Raw genomic sequence first — 19,951 nt, 5'->3', positions numbered from 1 at the left:
TCAGATACCTGTAAATTGAATATAGCGGATAGAACTGTGCGGCAGGAGACAAAGGATTTCTGCCGCACTTTTTCTAAAAGTGGCTAATGGCAGCATATTTTTTCGCGGGAGAAGAGGACAAGGCCCAGATGGCGGCCGGCTGCCCTGTAGACATAGATATGGTCAGAAAGGACCTCATCGGGGGCGACATCGGTTTCATTGATCTCCCGGACCATATTTTGAAGAGAATCCGGTGACGGGCTTTTTTTGCAGGGAAGAAGTATGACCTCATGTATGGAGCTGGGCAGAACATAGAAGTCGTCGTTCAGTTCATCGGCAAACTTCTGCAGTACCTCGTCGTACAGCAGGCAGACCGCGCCGAAGGCACGTTCGCGGTTGGTCAGGATATACATGGGATTTACCGGCTTTTTTTCCGGAGAACTGTCTGCCGTGCCGGCGGACAGACAGTCAGAGACAGACAAGTCCTTATTTAAAAAGGAACCGCCGTCACGTTCCAGGATTTCTCGTATCAGCTGCTCCATAGGACGTATTTCACAGCCATAATGAGAACGTGTGTTGGAAAAGGCCAGGAGGTACAGCTCTTCCGCGGTTGTTTCCCAGAGTTCCATATGTCTCCTGTGGATAAGAGCGGTGGAGCTGCCGATAAAATCGTTTTCTATGGTGAAATAAAAGACGACGGCCAGATCCAGGAATGGAATAAAAGGAAGGTCCTCCAGCAGCGTTTTATTGGCGGCGCGGTTTATAAGGCGGAAAGCAATCTTTCCTTTCAGCCGTTCAAAGTCCTGGAACAGCGCCACGTCGAAACTGGCAGGACAGCGGTGTGCTTCATAGACGCATTCGATATCCGAGAGGATATCCTGCATGGAAGCACCGCTCAGATATTCTTCATAGTAATCATTGAGATAGATGGTGGGAGTGATATTTTCTCCCGGCTGCATGATAAGAAGACCGTCGAGATGCAGATCATTGTTTTTCAGCACAGGCTGAATGGATACGGAAGCCTGGCCGCCCATGCGGAGCTCCACCTGACAACGGATTTGAGACAGAAAATCAGAATAGTTCATAGAAAATACCTCCTAGGAAGCGGAATGCCCGTGCAAAAAACGGGGTTTCCGCAAAAGAAATGAATAGATAGGATACCAGACAGGATAAATGATACAGGAGTATCAGAAAAAACAGCTGCTCAAATAACTGCTGATAATAAACTCTTCAATTGACAAATGCTAAAATGGAAATCGGCGCCGAACGGCTGAAAAAAGAAGGACTGCACCTGAGTGGAATCGAACCACCGCACGTGGCTCCGGAGGCCACTGCTCTATCCACTGAGCTACAGGTGCATGTAAAAGTCCATCGAAGAATATTCTAACTCATTTACAAGAGAAGGGCAAGCGAAAAATGAAAAAAATTAAAAAATTATGAGTTTGTTGCATTTTTATGGTTTTTTTGCTATTATGTACACATGCTCAAGATGGCGGCCTGTCGGTTGCCTGTCAGAAAAGGAGGCTTTTGAATGGACGAACTGAAATCTTGGCAGAAGAAACCGGACTCGGACGAACAGAAGAAAAGCGGAAGTTCCCGCAGAAGAAGAAAAAAACGGAATCCATTTGTTGAGTTTCTGCAATTGTACGGAAAATATATCATCCTGGCGTTGGCCGCTATTCTTGTGGTGGTGGCAGTGATCATAGTTGTTGGAAAAGTAAAGAAGAACGGAAAAGATAAAGAAACCACGGTGATTGATTTAAGTACCAGCGCTTCGCCGGAACAGGGAGGCACGCTGGAGAAGGATGCACATCCTGAGATCAATGCATTGGTAAATTCCTATTTCACCGCAGTACAGAACTGTGACGTGAGTGCTCTGGCAAAGCTCGTGGATTCTACGGAATCCATTTCAGAGGAGCAGCTGAAGGCGGAGAAGGAATTTGTTGAAAGCTACCAGAACATGGTGTGCTATACACTGAACGGTCTTGTGGACGGTACTTATATTGTTTACGTATCTTATGACATGAAGTTCCTGAATGTGGAGACGCCGGCGCCCTGCCTGATCCGCCTGTATGTCTGTACCAATGACGCGGGGGATATGTATATCTACAATCATGATGTGGATAATGAGATTGCCACTTATATGGAGGAAGTAAATACCAGAGAAGACGTAAAGGCACTTTTAAAGGAAACGGATGATAAGCTGACGGAAGCGATGGCCGGAGACGAGGCGCTTAACGCGCTGGTAACGAAGCTGTATGGCAATGAACAGAATAACGGCGGGGAATCTTCATCGGAGACAACAGGTTCTCCAGAGTCCTCATCTGCTGATAATAGTACGTTTACCGATGTAGATGAGACGGTTTACGCGAAGGAAAATGTCAAGGTCAGAAAGACTCCGGACGCCAACGGAGAAGTGGCCGGATCTCTTGCAGGTGGCCAGTCGGTCCGCCGGACTGGTTACAATGACGGTTGGAGCCGTGTGGAGTTTAATGGCGAGATTTGCTATGTTGCCGCCGGCTATCTTACGACGGCAGCCCCTGAAAGCCAGGCCCAGGGAGACGGCTTTACAGAAGTGGATGAGACAGTCTATGCAAAAGAGACCGTGCGTATCCGGAAGACACCCGATGCCAATGGAGAGGTAGCCGGTTCTCTTTTGACAGGCGAGTCCATAAAGCGGACAGGCTATAATGACAGCTGGAGCCGAGTCATCTATGAAGGCGAGACCTGCTATATCGGGGCAGGTTATCTGACTACGGCAGCTCCTGCACAGTCTGAGTAGATTCTGGGTATTCTGAAAGTATGATACGGCCATGGAAAAATGACCGCGGCGGCATATGGAAAAGGGACGTGTGAGACGTCCCTTTTTCTGAGGTTTGGTCACAAGTGGGAGAGAGATAACATGAATGTAAAGGATTTTGATTACGAACTGCCTGAGGAACTCATTGCCCAGGATCCGCTGGACGACAGGAGCTCTTCACGGCTGATGACTTTGGACAAACATACGGGAGCTGTTGGACATAAGACATTCCGAGATATTGTGGATGATCTGATCCCCGGAGACTGCCTTGTCATCAATAATACGAAGGTGATTCCGGCCCGTCTGTTCGGGGTCAAGGAGGATACGGGGGCCACGATCGAAGTCCTGCTCCTGAAACGAAGAGAGAACAACATCTGGGAAACTCTGGTGAAACCGGGAAAGAAAGCTAAAACTGGAACGGTGCTGTCCTTTGGGGACGGTCTGCTGAAAGGGACTGTGGTGGAGGTAGTTGAGGAAGGTAACCGGCTTATCCAGTTCTCTTATGACGGAATATTTGAAGAGATATTGGATGAACTGGGCCAGATGCCGCTGCCTCCTTATATCACGCATCCCCTCAAGGACAAGAACCGTTATCAGACGGTATATGCCAAATACGACGGCTCTGCCGCCGCACCGACAGCCGGCCTGCACTTTACAAAGGAGCTGCTGGAGGAAGTCCAGGCCAAAGGAGTGGAAATCGCGAGTGTTACCCTCCATGTGGGGCTTGGGACCTTCCGGCCAGTCAAGGTAGAAAATGTCCAGGATCACCATATGCATTCGGAATTTTTCCGCATAGAACCGGAGGAAGCGGAGAAGATCAATCGGGCAAAGGAGGGCGGCCACAGAGTAATCTCCGTAGGGACCACCAGCTGCCGGACCCTGGAATCAGCTGCCGACGAAAACGGACATATTGACGCGAAGAGTGGCTGGACAGAAATTTTCATATATCCGGGCTATAAGTTCAGATGCATCGATGCACTGATCACCAATTTCCATCTGCCACAGTCAACACTTTTGATGCTGGTGTCCGCCCTGGCAGGCAGAGAACATGTGCTGGCGGCATATGAAGAGGCGGTGAAAGAGAGATATCGGTTCTTTAGCTTTGGAGATGCCATGCTGATAATATAAAACCCGACGGTATGTTATTCAAGCGGGAGGAAATTGGGGAATATTCACAATAGGGTTGCGTTAATATTGCAAAAAGTCACCAAATAGAACTTTATCGAAAGATAACCTAGACCATTCTATTAGGATGAAATAGACCAAAAGATTGTTTGCGAAATCGGCCTTTAAAAAAGCGCTTTTTACACTGCTTCCCGTATATTCATACAAGTTTAATAAGTAATTATCAGTAAACGGCAGTTGCGTCCTATAGGATACAGCTGCCGTTTATTAAAAAATGCCTGGGTTTAAAAGAAAACAGTAAAGTTTTTGGACGGATTGCAGGTGATGAAATGCAGCGTGAAATCGTTCTTGGATGTAACGGATGAGACAGCTCCTCGGTCAAAATAGATTTTCGTGACAAATTGCTGCAAAAACTCTTTTAGAATCCATGGATTGATTTCATCCATCAGCCCCCAATATTCAAATCTTTTTTCATGGTAAAATGAATCGTTGAGTCTTTGAACTCCTTCATTTGGACTAAACAAGTAAACGAAATATTCTGCTTCACTCCCTGTTATCATCTGAATCATATCCAAGCTAATATTTGGTCTGAAAGGAAGGCTGGCGAGCTGTATTGCCAAACTCGCGGAAAACAGAAAAAGCCGGGAAAGCCTGATATTATGGTCTTTCCAGGCATAGATACAAAAACAGCCCTCCAAATCGGAAGGCTGCTTTTGTACTAAAGTTTGTTCCTTAATATGGTTCGATTGAGTTGATAGGATGGAGTTACATACCTTGAACAATTTGGATTCAATGAGGGCGCAGTGATGCTCTTCGACGGCAATCAAAGATGGCTGGCCCGTTCCTTCTTCCCGATTTTTAGTGCGTTTGTATTCGTATTGAGACGATTTGCAACGGACCGGTATATTTGAGGACCTGGGCTTCCATTTCATTAACGGTGATTTCTTTGGCTTCTGAATCATAGCGGTATCCATATGGCGGGTGCCCTCTGTTCCAGTTGCCGGTGCTTGCTTTCGAAATTTAATTCAGCGTGGATCCGTTCGCTTGTCATCTCACTTTCCAGTTGAGCAAATGTTAAAATAATCCGGAGCATGGCATTTTCAATCGCGGAAGAAGTATCGAATTGCTCTGTTCTGCTGACGAAAATAACATGGCGCTTTTGGAGCTCCTGATACATTTCAATAAAGTCAATTAGATTCCGGCTTATGCGATTGATCTTCCAGACCAGCAAATGTGTGAATTTATCTTTTCGTCCGAGCTTCTGCATTCTAAATATGTGGGAAGCTGACAGACAATAGGAGCGAAGGAGTTTATTTTCAAACATGGAAAACAAAGAAATCTGCGCATTAACCTCTTCATAATTATAGAAAATGCTTATGCAAGTGGAAGCGAAAAACAATCTTAACAGATAACCTACAAATCTATACAAACATTTGCTTTGAGGTTAAAATATGGTATACTATAAAATAAAAGAGAGGTATGGCATTTATGGAGTATATATTCGTGGAGTACAAAAATCTGCTGGAACGCAAATTGGAGCTGGAAACAGAATTACAGACGCTGGTACAAGGCTATATTTCAAAAAAGACGATAAAAGGTAAGACTTACTGTTATCTGCAGAATAGAGTTGGCGGGAAGTTAATAAGCCAATATTTAAAGAGTGAGGAAGTGGATGAGATCACAGAGCAGATTGCGCGCCGCAAAGAATGTGAGACGGATTTACCAAAGCTGAAAGCCCGGCTCAGTGAACTGGAACGGGCTGCGGGGTTACTTGGGAAAAACATCAGCCGCCAACTCATGCTTCTGAAACTTAGTACAGGGATAGACAGCTTGTCTGCGGAACAAAAAAGGCGGAGTTCGTCCTTTGCCGGCGCCATGAACGCTGTCGAGGGAATCCCAGTCAGCGAACAAACAGCGCAGGACATTGCGACTTGGCAAAACGGAAACAAACCTTTCCTTTCGATTTTTGAAGCGACGCTCAAGAGGTATGGCTTCTCAGCGGAGGTGTGAAATGCGGGATCCCTATTTATATGACGACGCTGACGTACTGATAAACCTTGCCGGAATCAAAGACCCGGAGCTTCTGCACAAGGCGGAGGCAGACATTACCAATCTGGCGATGACAAGCATTTATAATCGGCAGTACGAGAAATTTAACACGGATACCCTCAAAGATATTCACTGTACCATCTTCAGCCAGATTTATGACTGGGCTGGAGAATTCCGTACCATTCAGATGATCAAGCCGGAAGACGTATTGGGCGGCGACACGGTGCGATATGCGTATCCCAAGGAGATTAAAAAGCAATTGACGGCGTCTATGAAAGAAATTGCCAAGCTGAAGCGAAACGGCCAGAATGACAAAGACGTTGTATTTCGTCTGGTCAGAATCATTGCCCAGATTTGGCAGACGTATCCCTTTCGGCAGGGAAATACCCGCAGCGTTATCGTCTTTGCGGTATTGTTTGCCAAGTCGCTCGGTTTTGAGGTGGATCACGAGCTGTTTGGAGCACATTCCGTTTATGTACACAGCGCCCTTGTTCGGGCATCGAAGGGGATATATGCAAAGTATGAGTATTTGGAACGTATTTTCTTTGACGCGATTCTCCAAGACGAGATAACTTCCGATGATACAGATGTATCTGCTAATAGGAAATATGAGAAGGTCGGCGATTACATGGTTCGGGATTACAAAGAGCGGCCGCACGAATATCAGGATTATGAAAAATATAGAAAATAGGAGCAAGAAATGATGAACGGACAAAACAGATCTGATGTGAAGGTTGGAGCAACGGTAAAGATTGTTCTGAAGGCGGATCAGCGTACCGGCAAGCTGACAGAAGGTATTGTGGCGCGGCTGCTGACGAAGAGCAGCTACCATCCCCATGGTATCAAAGTGATGCTTGAGGATGGACAAGTCGGCCGAGTACAGGAGATTGTTGAATAGATGAATCAAAATGGTTGGTACCAATATATTCTTGAGAATATGGTATTGGTTACATGCATTAGAATCATGAACCGATGACCTTGAATGAGATCAATAATAATTTTTAGAAAGGAAATGTGTTCATGGGGACTTATTATTGGATATATGCCGAAGCTCACATTGGTGAAAATTGGTATAATATCAAACCTTTGATAAAGAAACCGGACGGTTCCTTAAGGGCTTGTCCTATTATTAGGGGCAGTCATGGCTTAGAGACGCATATGATAAATTAGAGAATGGTCACTATATGCATGGAAGACCAGCCAATTAGAGCCCGGAGCTTCAAGAAATATTTGATCAGGATGACGATGAAAGCTGCGGCTGCTTTGCTACGACATACAAACAGCATTATGACAACAGCATGTTTCTCGTCAACTACGGAAAGAGCGTAAAAAGCCGAGTGAAAAAAGACAGGCCGTTTCGATATCATGGATATGTCCTTAAATACTCGATTGCCGCTTATGAAATTGGAGAACAGGAAGAAATCATCGATTGGCTCACCAGGCAGGAATACGACTTCCTTTCAGAAGAAGAAAAGAAAGACTATGTGTATTTCGAATGGAACGAGTGATAAGATTGGTACGGAGTCTATAACGATATTGTCCATCGGGTGAGCAGGTTCGCCTGATCTTGTATCGTTGTTAATGGATCATAAAAACGCAGCATAGAAAAATTGCCTACAATGAACTCGTTTGCCTTGGATACTCAACCAGTGTGGGATTTTGTGCTTCATCAAAAATGATGAAAGCATATATCTCATAAGTATCGGGAAAACAAAGTGGCGAACGTAATTTCGTGTACTACGGTCCAGCAAAGCGATAGTTGCTATTGATGTCACGAGAACTTATAATTGTTAAAAATCTTGTTATTGTTTACAGCACGCTATTTTACTGGGATTAAGCACGGCGCGTAGACGCTATGCTGATAATATTGAACCCGACGGTATGTTATTTAAAGCAGGAGCATTATATTAAGATGAAATAGAATCAAAAAAGTGATAGAGATCAGTGAAGTTTTTGACCGGATTGCGGATGATGAAACGCAGCGTGAAGTTGTTCTTGAATGTAACGGATGAGACAGTTCCTTGGTCAACATAGATTCTCATTGCATATTGCTGTATGGTCATAGACCGCTGCCTGTAAAAGCAGTTTATTTACAATTTCCTGCAGCAGAAAAGGATTCATACTGGAAAACACTTCGGCAGAAGTGAGAGGAGAGGCACTGGATAGATATTCTTGAAAGACAGCAATATCTTTTTCCATACCCATTTCATTTTCTTTATTAATATGCTCCACTTCAGGGGAATAAGCGGTTTCAGATATCATGGATTCAGGATACCTGTCTCTGGGTCTAATATATCTCCGCAGACAATGCTTTGAAAAGGCAGCTTTTTGCGGGTTCTGCAAACATAACTGGAACATTTCCGGCCGGACTTTTGTGTGCTTCATGCCTGTGATAACAGTGGCTGTCCACATTTTGTGCAGAATAACAGGTCGTTCAAAACATGGCAATGTGTTTGTTTCCGTGCGCAGAGGACGCCTGTGTGATCGTCGGCCGGGCCGCCTGTTATCGCTTTTATACCAATCCGTGCAGAGAGTTCTAAATGGCTGGAAGAATTCTGTTTTAACAGAGGCAGGAGGTACAAATCCTGCTTTTTTTGCGTTTTACCGGGAAAATATTGCATTATCACTTCTTTACTGCTACAATTAAAACTGATTTATACTTGAACAGAGTTTGCGTTTTAAATACTGCGATAAGATGGTTGGTTAAAAACTGGGGATGAGAATATGGATGGCTGTAAAAAAATATTGGTTGTAGAAGACAGTGCTGTGAACCGGATGATTCTTTCCGGGATTTTATCGGAGAAGTATCAGGTTTTGGAAGCGGAAAACGGAAAAGAAGCGATTGATCTTCTGAAGCAATACGGCGAGCAGGTCTCCCTGATCCTGCTGGATATCGTCATGCCGGTCATGGATGGGTATGCCTTCCTTTCGGCAGTCAAGGCAGATTCTTCCCTTTCGTCCATCCCCGTAATTGTCACCACGCAAAGCGACAGAGAATCGGATGAGGTGGCGGCGCTGTCTAAAGGCGCCGCGGATTTTGTGGCCAAGCCGTACCGGCCGCAGATCATTCTGCACCGGGTCGCCAGCATTATCAATCTGCGGGAGACCGCCGCAATGATCAATCTCATCCAGTACGACCGGCTGACCGGCCTTTACAGCAAGGAATATTTTTACCAGCAGGCAAAGACAATCCTCATCCAAAACCCGGACAAGGAGTACGACATCATCTGTTCTGATATTGAAAATTTCAAGCTGATCAACGATGTATTTGGCATTCCTGCCGGAGACCGCCTTCTGATGAACGTGGCGGATCTTTGCAGGGAATTTGTGGGTGAAAAGGGCATTTACGGCCGATTGAATGCGGATCAGTTTGCCTGCCTGATCGAGCGTCCCGCATCCTATACGGACGATGCATTCAGAGAGGCGAGTATCAGGCTCACTGCGGTTTCCCCGACCAAAAACGTGGCGATGAAATGGGGCATTTATCCCGTGGATAACCGTTTCCTCCCGGTGGAGCAGATGTGCGACTGGGCGCTGCTGGCAGTCCAGCGGATCAAAGGGCAGTACGGAAAATATCTGGCTATTTATGACGAGGAGCTGCGCGGAAAGCTGCTGCGGGAGCAGGCAGTTACCGACGCTATGGAAATCGCACTGGCACAGGGACAGTTTGAAATTTATCTGCAGCCAAAATACCAGCTCAGCTGCGATTCCCTCGCAGGTGCCGAAGCGCTGGTCCGCTGGAACCATCCAGAATGGGGGCTCCAGTCCCCAGGCGAGTTCATCCCGATCTTTGAGCGGAACGGCTTCATTACGAAATTGGACGAGTTTGTATGGGATAAGGCGTGCGCCATTTTAAAGGAATGGGACGCAAAGGGCTATCCGCCGCTCGCTGTCTCGGTAAACGTCTCCCGTGCGGATATTTATAACGCAGACCTGGCCGACATTCTTACAAAAACGGTTCAAAAATACGACCTGCAGCCGGCACGGCTCCATCTGGAGATTACGGAGAGCGCCTATACCGAAAATCCGGAGCAGATCATTAAGACCGTGCGCCACCTGCGGGACCTGGGCTTTATCATTGAAATGGACGATTTTGGAAGCGGCTACAGCTCCCTCAACATGCTTAATCAAATGACGCTGGACATTCTGAAGCTGGACATGAAGTTTATCCAGAATGAAACCGCCAAACCCATGAATCAGGGGGTGCTCCGATTTATCATGCAGCTTGCCCGCTCGATGAACTTGAGCGTGGTGGCGGAAGGCGTAGAGACGAAGAGCCAATTGGAGCGCCTCCGCGAAATCGGCTGCGACTATGTACAGGGGTATTATTTCGCAAAACCTATGCGCTGCGGGGACTTTGAAGAATTGTGGAAAAGCCATGACACGATGGCAGGGGCGGAAACCGCAAACCAGCCGCCATTTCTTACCAGGGATTGGCGCCGGGTCATCCTGGTGGCGGACGAAGACCCAGCTTACCGCAGCGCGGTGCGGAATACCTTTTCAAATGAGTTCCAGGTGGAAGAAGCGGCGGACGGGGGAGGCGTATTGGAAACGATACAAAAATTCGATAAGAAAATTGACGCTGTGGTTTTGAGCTTGACGCTGTCCGACGGAGAAGGACTTGGAGCCTTGAAAGGCCTGCAAAGGGAGAGGGGGGCCTGGAATGTCCCGGTGATCGCCACAGGGCCTGCGGACGCACGGTTGGAAAGGGAAGCGTTCCGCATCGGCGCAGACGAGTATGCGGACAAGCCGCATTTCCAGGAGAGCCTGTACAAGAAGGTACAGCACGCCATGGAATTGGCGAAAGCCCGCCTGCGGGAACAGACATTGAAAACAGAGGCTCACAGGGATTATATGACCGGTCTGCTGAACCGCCGGGGCCTGGAAGCGGCGCTGAGAGAACTGCGCAGGGAGGACGCCCCGCTGGCAGTGTATCTGTTTGACCTGGATAACCTGAAGCGCACCAACGATACGTATGGACATGTCCAGGGGGATGAGCTGATCCGGGAGTTTGGCAGACTCCTGCATACCCATACCCGTGCTGAAAGCGACCTGCTGGTCCGGTATGGCGGAGATGAGTTTGTTGCGGTCATGAAACGGATGAAGTCGGAAGAGACGGCCCTGCAAAAGGGTGAAGAGATCTGCCGTGCTATTCAGGAGTTCACCTTGGCAAAGGATATGCGGGCGTCCTGCTCCGCAGGAATCGTACTCTGGAATGGGGAAGAAACCTTCGACGGGGTGATTCAAAAAGCGGATAAAGCTTTGTATGAAGTGAAAAGTAAACAGAAAGGCGGGTGCCGCATATGGAAGGCGTGAATTTTATGACTGCAAAAGAGACTGTGCGTGCATTTTGCCGTACCTGGTTTGAGCAGCGTGACGCCGCGGGGACTTCGGAATTCCTTGCGGAGGATGTTGACTTTGTTGGTACGGGCGAAAAGGAATTTGCCCACGGCAAAGAGGATATGACGGTCTACCTGCTGGCGGATATTGCAGAGCTGACGGAGCCTTTTGTCTGTGAACTGTATGAAATCCGTGAACAGCAGATTACAGAAAACGTCTGCAATCTTGCCATGGAACTGAAGCTGAAAAACCGGCTGTACCGTTGGAACCTGCGTGTGTTTTTCACTCTGTGCAGGCAGATGGACGGGCGCTGGCTCATCCGGAGCTTTCATGCTGCGGAGCCGGGCAGCAGCCAGCGGGGCCAGGAGCATTATCCGCAGACGCTGGTGATGGAGCATATTGCCCGGCAGCGGCAGGAGCTTCTCGACTCGTCCCTTCCAGGCGGCATGATGGGCGGCTACATAGAAGAAAACTTCCCATTTTATTTTATTAACCGGCAGATGCTTAAGTATCTGGGATATGAGAATGAGGCGGAGTTTGTTGCGGATATCGGCGGATATGTTTCCAATTGTATGCACCCGGACGACCGGGAGATGGTGGACAAGTCTGTATCGGAACAATTAGAACACTCGGATGAGTATGTTGTGGAATACCGGATGCGGAAAAAGGACGGCAGCTATATCTGGGTCCATGACACCGGGCGGAGGATTATTTCCGAGGATGAACGTCCGGCAATCCTCTCTGTGTGCATTGACATCACAGACCAGAAAAAGCTGCAGAACGAGCTGCTGCACTTGTACAACAACATTCCCGGAGCTGTGTTCCGCTGCAGGTTCGACGAGGGCTTTTCCGTCATCGACGCCAACGATGGTTTTTATGATATCCTGGGCTATACCCGAGAGGAGTTTGCGGCCATGGGCAGCAGGATGTCCGCGGTGACCTACCCGGAGGACATGGCCGTGATGACAGACAAGCTGAACGGGCAGCTGCCCTGCGGAACCACTCTCTGCAACCAAAACCGCCTGATCTGCAAGGGCGGCATGGTCAAGTGGATTTCCATCAAGGCCCAGCTGCTGGGTGAAGGGGGAGACCGGCATTTTTACTGCGTCTTTGTGGATATCACGGAAGAGGCGCTGCTCCAGCAGCAGGTACGGGAACTCTATGAAAAGGAGCTGGCTTATTTCGCAGAAGTGGCTTCAGACGAAGGCTGCATCCAGGGCAGTATCAATCTTACTCAAAACCGGGTGGAGACTTACCTTGCCAATACAGATGTGGCGGTGGCGCACATCGGGGACACTTACGACGAGATTGTGATCAACTTGGCGGCCACTGCCATCGACAACGCCTATGGCAGCGAGATCCTCCGCACGCTCAATCGGGAACAGATGCTTTCCAATTTTGCCAAGGGCAAGGTGGACTACTGTCTGGATTTTCTGCGCAGGAGCAGCACGGGCGGGCTTTTCTGGGCCCGCACCAGCTTCCGTATTTCCCGCAATCCCGACAGCGGGGATATTATCGCGTTCTTCTATACGCTGGATGTCACCGAGAAGAGGCTGTTGGAGAACCTATTGGACCGGCTGACCTGTCTGGACTACGACCTCATCGCAGAGATCGACCTGCGGCAGGGAGGATACCGGCTGGTCGCCCAGGACGCCAGCTGGAAGCGGACAGTGCCCACGGAGGGGGATTTCCAGCGGGAGGTGCTGGGCATTTCCGGTAGTTGCATCGATGAAGCTGGACGGCAGACGGTGATAGACCAATTAGATTTTGTCTATATGCAGGAACAGCTGGAGCAGCATGACGCCTATACTTTTATCGCAGAATTCCAGGATGTCTCCGGCAAAACTTCCGTCAAGCGTTTCCAAGTCTTTTATATCAATAAGGAGCTGGGCCGCGTCTGTATGACTCAGACAGACGTATCCGACGTGGTGCGGCAGGAGCAGCGTCAGAAGGAGGAACTGGCCTCCGCATTAGTAGCAGCCGAACAGGCTAACGCCGCCAAGTCTGATTTCCTGTCCCGCATGAGCCATGAGATCCGCACGCCCATGAACGCCATCATCGGTATGAGCACCATCGCAGCACATCATATCGGGGACAGGGAGCAGGTGGAGGAGTGCATTTCCAAAATCGGCATTTCCTCTCGGTTTCTGCTGTCCCTCATCAATGACATCCTGGACATGAGCCGGATTGAGAGCGGTAAAATGCTGCTGAAAGAAGAAAAGATTCCCACGGAGGAGTTTTTGAATGGCATAAACTCCATCTGCTATTCCCAGGCGGCGGCCAAGGGTGTGGAATATGAGTGCATTCTGGACCCAGTGCTGGACGACTATTACATGGGTGACGCCATGAAGCTCCAGCAGGTGCTCATCAATGTGCTGAGCAACGCCATCAAATTTACCACGGAAGGCGGAAAGGTGGCCTTTTCCGTCGAACAGCGCCGCCGGGATAAAAATGGTGCCGAGCTGCGATTCGTAGTGAATGACACGGGAGTGGGCATGAGTGAGGAATTTCTGCCCCATATTTTTGAACCATTTTCACAGGAATATACAGGAACAACCGCTCTCTACGGCGGCACAGGCCTGGGACTTGCCATCAGCAAAAGTATCGTGGATATGATGGGCGGCAGGGTCACCGTCCGTTCCATCAAAGGAATCGGCACGGAGTTTGCTGTCGACGTCCGGCTTGGCATCACGGAGGAGGAAAAGCTGCGGCACAATCAGAAAAAACAGAATTATAACTTTTCCCAGCTGAAGACGCTGGTGGTGGACGACGATGTGGCCGTATGTGAGAGCGCGGTGGCCACGCTGCACGAGATGGGGATCACGGCCCAATGGGTGGACAGCGGCCGCAAGGCAGTGGAGCGCGTCCGGGAGATGTGGGTTGCCGGCAACCATTACGACATGATCCTCATCGACTGGAAGATGCCGGAGATGGACGGCATCGAGACGGCCCGCCGGGTCCGTGCCATCGTAGGGCCGGAGGTCACGATTATCATCATGACGGCCTACGATTGGATTGCCATCGAACAGGAAGCAAAGCTGGCAGGGGTAAACCTGTTGATGAGCAAGCCCATGTTCAAATCCTCTTTGGTGTCAGCCTTCTCTAAAGCGTTAGGAATCCAACAGGAGCATCAACGCAAAGAGGAGCCGGTGGACTATGACTTTACAGGCAAGCGGATTCTTCTGGTCGAGGACAACGCACTGAACACCGAGGTGGCCAAGATGCTCCTGGAGGATAAGGGGTTTACCGTGGATACAGCTGAAAACGGCCTGCGGGCCATGGAACTGTTCAACAAATCCCAGGAAGGCTTTTATGACGCTATTTTAATGGATATCCGGATGCCGCTGATGGACGGTCTTACGGCCGCAGGCAACATTCGGCATCTGAGCAATGCGGACTCCGGTACGGTACCCATCATCGCCATGACTGCCAACGCTTTCGACGACGACATCGAAAAGAGCAAGGCAGCCGGGATGAACGCGCATCTGGCAAAACCCATTGACCCCAGCCGCCTGTATCAGACCCTATACGATTTCATTTTCAAAGGGGAGGAGGCGTGAGCTATGGAAAATTTTAAGCTGATCTTTGAGAGCTACGGCGGCGATTACGAAACCACCATGGACCGGTTTATGGGAAAAGAAGAGCTGTACCTGAAAATACTGAATATGCTCTCACGGGACGATAATATGCAGAAGCTGGAGGATGCGCTTCAAAAAGGCAATCTCCCGGACGCATTCGATGCGGCGCATACTCTCAAGGGTGTTGCAGGCAATCTGGGCCTTGCGCCGCTTTTTGAAGCCGTCTGCCGAATCGTTGAGCCGCTTCGCATAAGGGAACCGCGGGAGGATTATCCGGTCCTGTTTCAGGAAATCCAATCAGAATTTCAGAAAGCAGAACAGTTAAGGGCGGCGCTTGTGCGCTGCCGAGAAGAGGATATGCCCCGCTGATCTGTTTTTGGGAAGCCATCGGGGGATTTCAGTTACGCTGCCATGTGACAGGCACAGGCGATGTTCAGCAGAGTCAGGAGGAAGCAAGATGAAAAAAAGAATATTCATTTTATCTGTTCTTCTTGCATTGGTACTGTCCGTTTTTACCGGCTGCGGCAGAAAGGGCAGCGTTGTGACGTTAGAGGAACCGGATCAACAGACCGTCACCATCACCTTTTTCGGCTACAAATATGAGCCGGAGAATGTCAAGGTCATTGAGGAGATTCTATCTGACTTTATGGCGGAAAACCCGGGCGTCCGCATTTCTTATGAGAGCATCAAGGGGAACGTATACCACGACGCCCTGCAGAAACGGATGGCCTCCGGCAATGGAAGCGACGTGTTTTTGGCCAACCATGACGGACTTCTGGCGTTAGAGCAGCAGGGCATGGTGGCGGATTTGTCCAGTCTGAGTACCATTTCCAGCTTTACGGACCAGATGCGCGGACAAATGGAGCAGGACGGGGCAATTTACTGGGTGCCCACCACAGTGTCCGCCTTTGGACTCTACTGCAACCTGGACCTGCTGAAAGAGCATAAACAGAATGTACCGTCAAACCTTGGGGAGTGGGAAGCGGTGTGCGACTATTTCGTAAGCCAGGGTATTACCCCCATCATCGCCAACAACGACATCTCCCTGAAAACACTGGCGATCGGTGCGGGTTTTTATGAGGTGTATCAAGAGAACAAGCAGGCGGAGGTCATGGAACGGCTGAGCCAGGGAGAGGCCGCGCTCAGCGAATACCTGCGCCCCGGCTTCACGCTGGCGGAGGAATTTATCCAAAGGGGCTATATAGACGGCGAAACGGCCCTGAACACGGAAAAGAACTCGGAAGATTTACAGGAATTCATAAAGGGGGACTCCCCCTTTATGCTGACGGGGGCATGGTCGGCCGGGCGCGTGGAGGCGATGGAGCCGGGCTTTGCCTTCGAGGTGGCGCCGCTCCCGGTGCTGGAGGACGGCTCGCTTCTGGTGATCAACCCGGATACCAAGCTGAGCGTAAACACGGACAGTGAGCATTTAGACGTGGCCATGAAATTTGTGGAGTATTTTACCGGGGAGGAAAATATCCGAAAATTTGCGGATCAGCAGTCCTCCTTCAGCCCGCTGCAGGACGGGAACCCGTCCACGGTGCAGGAGGTGCAGCCGCTCATTTCCGACTATGTAAATGGGCGGACGGTGATCGGCACGGACGCTTCGCTGGACCTTCCCATCTGGGATCTGACGGCGGAAGCGTCGAAAAAACTGCTGGCGGGTGAGCCGTTAAATGACGTGATGGAGGAGCTGGACCGGCAGGCGGAGGAGGTCAGGCTGCGGTGAGAGAGAGAAAGGAAATCAAAAATTCCAAACAGAGGATCGTCATTGCCGCCATCCTTGTGGCCGCGGCGCTGGGCGCCATGACGTTTTTGTTCATCAATGCGGTGCAGGAACAGCTCTGGCAGCAGTCCATCACTACTATTTTAGAGGCCACCCAGCAGGGGCGCAACACCCTTCAAGTGCAGCTGCGGAGAGAATACGAAGCCATGGGCACGCTGACCTTACACTTGAAGGAATATGAGAGCACCCAGCAGGAAGATCTGGATGAATTTCTGGCGGACTACAGCACCGTGGATACCGGCGTCAGCCTGTATCTGCAGAATGGCGGCTGTTATCCCCTGGGTGTGCAGATGGACGAGAATGTGGCGGACCGGCTGGAGGGTATCGACGAAAGAAACGGGATCATTGCGCCGCATATCAGCAGCGTGACCGGAGTGAATGTATTTGACCTGTACGTCCGGGTAACCTTTCAGGAGGGGGTCCGAGGATACCTGGTTAAAGAATATCAAGTGGACCAGATGGTGGATACTTTCACCGTTTCCTTCTACCAGGACGCGGGTTTTTCCTACGTGGTGGATACACAGGGCAATGTTCTGATCCGGCCGCCGCACCCCGGCAGCAATAAGACAGTGCACAATCTCTACGATATGCTGCCGGATACCGAAAACACCCCGGCTCAGCTGGAAGCGTTCCGCGAAGCGCTGCGCTCCGGAAAGACGGGCTGGGCCTCCCTTATGTATCAGGAGGAGGAGACTGTTTTCTGCTTCACCCCTTTGAAGCTGCAGACAGACTGGCATTTGATTTCCATTATCCCCGCCAGTGTGGTAGACGCACAGACAAATCAAATTATTTGGCGTACCATGGTCTTGATCGGGGGCATCCTCCTCGGGATTGCCCTGCTGGTGCTGATGTACTTCCGGTATGTGAAACGGACCAATCGCAGACTGCGAAACCAGGCGGACTATACCAGCCATCTGTATAACGCAGTGCCGGAGGGAATCGCTCTAATAACGGTGGAGGAGCCGTACCGCTTCCTGCAGCTCAACGAAGAAGGGCTTCGGCTGTTAGGGTACCCAGAGGGGTCCTTAAACGATGCGCTTCATGGTCAGAGCCTTGAAAGCACAGTACATCCGGAGGATTATGAAAAAATGGCCGTACTGTTCCAGGATTCCGCCCGGAACGGCCATAAGAATATTTTTGAAATCCGGGTGGGCCGAACAGACGGCGCCTATTTTTGGGGAGCAGGCATTGTTGAAAAGACGCTGGATGAAAATGGAATGCCGGTATTGATTTCTGCCATCCATGATATCACGGAGGAAAAGCTGGCGGAAGAGGCGGCCAAACGTAAAGATTTACAGGAGCGCCTGACCCTGGTGGGCGCGGTCTCCAACGCCTATCCGGTTATCATCAGTCTCAACCTGTCGCAGGATACGCTGAATTTCATCTATGTCAAGCCAGGCCTGATGCTTCCCGTCGGAGAGCAGAGTTCTTACAGCCAGCTCTACATTGAGATGCTTCCAACCATCCATCCGGATAATTTGGAGGAGTTTCAGCGCCGCTTTGCGCCGGATTACCTGGTGAGCACATTGGGGAAAAAACGGAAAGAGATTTTTGTGGAGTGCCGGCAGATGCTGACGGACGGGCAGTACCACTGGACCTCCACCCAGATCATTGCGGTGGACAACCCCTATTCGGAGGATCAGCTTGCCATCCTCATTTCCCGCCGGATCGACGAACAGCGGTATGAAGAGGAACAGCAGCGGCAGGTTTTGAAAAGCGCATTGGAGAGCGCAAAAGCTGCCAACGTGGCAAAAAGCCAGTTTCTCTCCAATATGTCCCACGACATCCGCACGCCCATGAACGCCATCATCGGGATGACGGCCATTGCGGCCGCCCATCCGAACGAGCCAGAGCGGGTCTTGGATAGCCTGAAAAAAATCAACCTTTCCAGCAAGCATCTGCTCAGTCTCATCAACGATGTGCTGGATATGTCCAAAATTGAAAATGGGAAGATGGCCCTGCGGGAGGAGCCCTTCAATTTTGCGGAGCTGGTGGCAGAGACGGCTGAACTGACTCGGGCACAGACCGAGGCCGGCCACCTGCGGCTGGAGGTTTATTTGGCAGCTGTCAAAAACGAGGAAGTCTGCGGAGACTCCCTGCGTATCCGGCAGGTCTTCCTCAATATCCTGAGCAATGCGGTGAAGTATACGCCCGCGGGTGGCCAAATCCGAGTGGAGGTCTGGCAGGAAAAGAACACGTATCAGGGCTATTCCAATTTTGTATTCCGGTGCGCCGACACGGGCGTGGGGATGAGCGGGGCATTTTTGGAGAAGCTCTTCCTGCCCTTTGAGCGGGTACAGGATTCCACCAACAGCAAGATACTGGGCACAGGGCTGGGCATGGCCATCACGAAAAACCTCATAGACCTGATGAACGGCGATATCCAGGTGGAGAGCGAGCTTGGGAAGGGGTCCGCCTTTACGGTGACGCTCCCACTGAAGCTGCAGGATACGGAGCATGAAGAGATTCCGGAGGAGTGGACCGGCGTCCACAGCCTGATTGCTGACGATGACCTGCAGGTCTGTGAAAACACTGCGGAGCTTTTGGAGGAGATGGGGCTTCGCGCCCGGTTTGTAACCACCGGGCAGGAGGCGGTTTCCCAGGTCGTGGAGGCAAAGGATACCCAGGACCCGTTTGAGCTGGTGATCCTGGACTGGAAAATGCCGGACCTGGACGGCATATCGGCTGCCCGGCAAATCCGGGCGGAGGTTGGGCCGGATATTCCGGTGGTCGTCCTGACGGCCTACGACTGGTCGGAGATTGAGGGCGACGCCCGGGAAGCCGGCGTTACCGCGTTCCTGTCCAAACCCTTCTACCGCTCTAAAATGTGCTATTTGCTCCGTGAATTGAGCGGGGAGACAGAATCCGTTCCCAAGTGCAATGACTCGGAGCTGAGTACCTTTGATGGCAGACGCGTGCTGCTGGTGGAAGATAACGAGATCAATCTGGAAATTGCCCGGACTCTAATTGAAGAGATGGGCGTTCAGGTGGAGACAGCTGCCAACGGCGAAGAAGCGGTCCAAAAGGTGGCGGCATCCGGCGAGGGCTATTTTGACATGATTCTCATGGATATCCGGATGCCGGTGATGGACGGATATCAGGCGGCGAAGGCCATCCGGGCATTAAGCCGGAAGGATACTGCCGGCGTCCCGATCATCGCCATGACAGCCAATGCTTTTGATGAGGATGTGCGCGAGGCTTTACAGGCAGGGATGGACTACCATCTGGCAAAGCCGGTGGATGTGGATAAGCTGGAGCGGATTTTACACCGGTTCCTGGACAGATAGAAAAAAA

The 19,951-nt window shown here is 50.3% G+C and carries 14 protein-coding genes and 1 tRNA gene; 11 read left to right on the top strand and 4 right to left on the bottom strand.

From position 1 onward, the window contains the following. Positions 1 to 83: 83 nt before the first annotated feature. Both LQE92_RS03040 and LQE92_RS03035 read right to left on the bottom strand, forming a co-directional pair. Entirely contained in the window at positions 84 to 1,064 is a 981-nt protein-coding gene (locus LQE92_RS03040; protein WP_231061521.1) for a DUF5688 family protein, read from the bottom strand. Between the two features lie 201 nt (positions 1,065 to 1,265). Further along, positions 1,266 to 1,337, bottom strand: a tRNA-Arg gene (locus LQE92_RS03035). 173 nt (positions 1,338 to 1,510) lie between these two features. On the opposite strand from LQE92_RS03035, the gene LQE92_RS03030 reads away from it, so the two are divergent. After that, the gene (locus LQE92_RS03030) at positions 1,511 to 2,761 is read left to right on the top strand and encodes an SH3 domain-containing protein (RefSeq protein WP_231061520.1); all 1,251 of its coding nucleotides are present in this window, start codon (positions 1,511 to 1,513) and stop codon (positions 2,759 to 2,761) included. Between the two features lie 120 nt (positions 2,762 to 2,881). Next, positions 2,882 to 3,907, top strand: a complete 1,026-nt coding sequence (gene queA / locus LQE92_RS03025; protein WP_231061519.1) for a tRNA preQ1(34) S-adenosylmethionine ribosyltransferase-isomerase QueA — start codon at positions 2,882 to 2,884, stop codon at positions 3,905 to 3,907. Between the two features lie 281 nt (positions 3,908 to 4,188). Here queA and LQE92_RS03020 read toward each other — a convergent pair whose 3' ends face one another. Both LQE92_RS03020 and LQE92_RS14625 read right to left on the bottom strand, forming a co-directional pair. Continuing rightward, complete coding sequence (locus LQE92_RS03020; protein ID WP_231061518.1) at positions 4,189 to 4,866, bottom strand: hypothetical protein; 678 nt, start codon at positions 4,864 to 4,866, stop codon at positions 4,189 to 4,191. After that, a complete protein-coding gene (locus LQE92_RS14625) occupies positions 4,863 to 5,171 on the bottom strand; it encodes a recombinase family protein (protein WP_231061872.1) in 309 nt (102 codons plus the stop codon). Before LQE92_RS14625 ends, LQE92_RS03020 begins: the two co-directional genes overlap by 4 nt. 221 nt (positions 5,172 to 5,392) lie before the next feature. On the opposite strand from LQE92_RS14625, the gene LQE92_RS03010 reads away from it, so the two are divergent. From LQE92_RS03010 to LQE92_RS02970, 9 genes are all read left to right on the top strand, one after another. Then, positions 5,393 to 5,914 carry a hypothetical protein gene (locus LQE92_RS03010; protein WP_231061517.1) on the top strand — a complete coding sequence of 174 codons (522 nt, stop codon included), beginning with the start codon at positions 5,393 to 5,395 and terminating at the stop codon, positions 5,912 to 5,914. A 1-nt stretch (position 5,915) separates the two neighbouring features. Beyond that, positions 5,916 to 6,644 carry a Fic/DOC family protein gene (locus LQE92_RS03005; RefSeq protein WP_231061516.1) on the top strand — a complete coding sequence of 243 codons (729 nt, stop codon included), beginning with the start codon at positions 5,916 to 5,918 and terminating at the stop codon, positions 6,642 to 6,644. Between the two features lie 9 nt (positions 6,645 to 6,653). After that, on the top strand, positions 6,654 to 6,851 hold the full coding sequence (locus tag LQE92_RS03000; RefSeq protein WP_331001222.1) for a YwbE family protein: 198 nt from the start codon (positions 6,654 to 6,656) through the stop codon (positions 6,849 to 6,851). Positions 6,852 to 7,290: 439 nt separating this feature from the next. After that, positions 7,291 to 7,461, top strand: coding sequence for a hypothetical protein (locus LQE92_RS02995; RefSeq protein ID WP_231061515.1), 171 nt, complete (start codon positions 7,291 to 7,293; stop codon positions 7,459 to 7,461). A 1,216-nt stretch (positions 7,462 to 8,677) separates the two neighbouring features. Then, on the top strand, positions 8,678 to 11,269 hold the full coding sequence (locus tag LQE92_RS02990) for an EAL domain-containing protein (protein WP_231061514.1): 2,592 nt from the start codon (positions 8,678 to 8,680) through the stop codon (positions 11,267 to 11,269). Beyond that, complete coding sequence (locus LQE92_RS02985; RefSeq protein ID WP_231061513.1) at positions 11,257 to 14,853, top strand: response regulator; 3,597 nt, start codon at positions 11,257 to 11,259, stop codon at positions 14,851 to 14,853. Before LQE92_RS02990 ends, LQE92_RS02985 begins: the two co-directional genes overlap by 13 nt. Positions 14,854 to 14,856: 3 nt before the next feature. Next, on the top strand, positions 14,857 to 15,240 hold the full coding sequence (locus LQE92_RS02980) for an Hpt domain-containing protein (RefSeq protein ID WP_231061512.1): 384 nt from the start codon (positions 14,857 to 14,859) through the stop codon (positions 15,238 to 15,240). An 88-nt stretch (positions 15,241 to 15,328) separates the two neighbouring features. Continuing rightward, entirely contained in the window at positions 15,329 to 16,600 is a 1,272-nt protein-coding gene (locus LQE92_RS02975; RefSeq protein WP_231061511.1) for an ABC transporter substrate-binding protein, read from the top strand. Positions 16,601 to 16,677: 77 nt separating this feature from the next. Further along, positions 16,678 to 19,944, top strand: coding sequence for a response regulator (locus LQE92_RS02970; protein WP_231061870.1), 3,267 nt, complete (start codon positions 16,678 to 16,680; stop codon positions 19,942 to 19,944). Positions 19,945 to 19,951: the final 7 nt, after the last annotated feature.

The sequence above is a fragment of the Lientehia hominis genome, from assembly GCF_021044755.1.
GTDB lineage: Bacteria > Bacillota > Clostridia > Lachnospirales > Lachnospiraceae > Lientehia > Lientehia hominis.
The sequence above is the reverse complement of the archived record's forward strand: the minus strand, read 5'-3'. Positions and strand labels throughout refer to the sequence as shown.

What these genes read in the sequence shown, in the direction of transcription:
- LQE92_RS03040 (WP_231061521.1), bottom strand. Translation starts at nt 1,064, where the DNA reads ATGAACTATTCTGATTTTCTGTCTCAAATCCGTTGTCAGGTGGAGCTC.
- LQE92_RS03030 (WP_231061520.1), top strand. Translation starts at nt 1,511, where the DNA reads ATGGACGAACTGAAATCTTGGCAGAAGAAACCGGACTCGGACGAACAG.
- queA (WP_231061519.1), top strand. Translation starts at nt 2,882, where the DNA reads ATGAATGTAAAGGATTTTGATTACGAACTGCCTGAGGAACTCATTGCC.
- LQE92_RS03020 (WP_231061518.1), bottom strand. Translation starts at nt 4,866, where the DNA reads ATGATTCAGAAGCCAAAGAAATCACCGTTAATGAAATGGAAGCCCAGG.
- LQE92_RS14625 (WP_231061872.1), bottom strand. Translation starts at nt 5,171, where the DNA reads ATGCAGAAGCTCGGACGAAAAGATAAATTCACACATTTGCTGGTCTGG.
- LQE92_RS03010 (WP_231061517.1), top strand. Translation starts at nt 5,393, where the DNA reads ATGGAGTATATATTCGTGGAGTACAAAAATCTGCTGGAACGCAAATTG.
- LQE92_RS03005 (WP_231061516.1), top strand. Translation starts at nt 5,916, where the DNA reads ATGCGGGATCCCTATTTATATGACGACGCTGACGTACTGATAAACCTT.
- LQE92_RS03000 (WP_331001222.1), top strand. Translation starts at nt 6,654, where the DNA reads ATGATGAACGGACAAAACAGATCTGATGTGAAGGTTGGAGCAACGGTA.
- LQE92_RS02990 (WP_231061514.1), top strand. Translation starts at nt 8,678, where the DNA reads ATGGATGGCTGTAAAAAAATATTGGTTGTAGAAGACAGTGCTGTGAAC.
- LQE92_RS02985 (WP_231061513.1), top strand. Translation starts at nt 11,257, where the DNA reads ATGGAAGGCGTGAATTTTATGACTGCAAAAGAGACTGTGCGTGCATTT.
- LQE92_RS02980 (WP_231061512.1), top strand. Translation starts at nt 14,857, where the DNA reads ATGGAAAATTTTAAGCTGATCTTTGAGAGCTACGGCGGCGATTACGAA.
- LQE92_RS02975 (WP_231061511.1), top strand. Translation starts at nt 15,329, where the DNA reads ATGAAAAAAAGAATATTCATTTTATCTGTTCTTCTTGCATTGGTACTG.
- LQE92_RS02970 (WP_231061870.1), top strand. Translation starts at nt 16,678, where the DNA reads ATGACGTTTTTGTTCATCAATGCGGTGCAGGAACAGCTCTGGCAGCAG.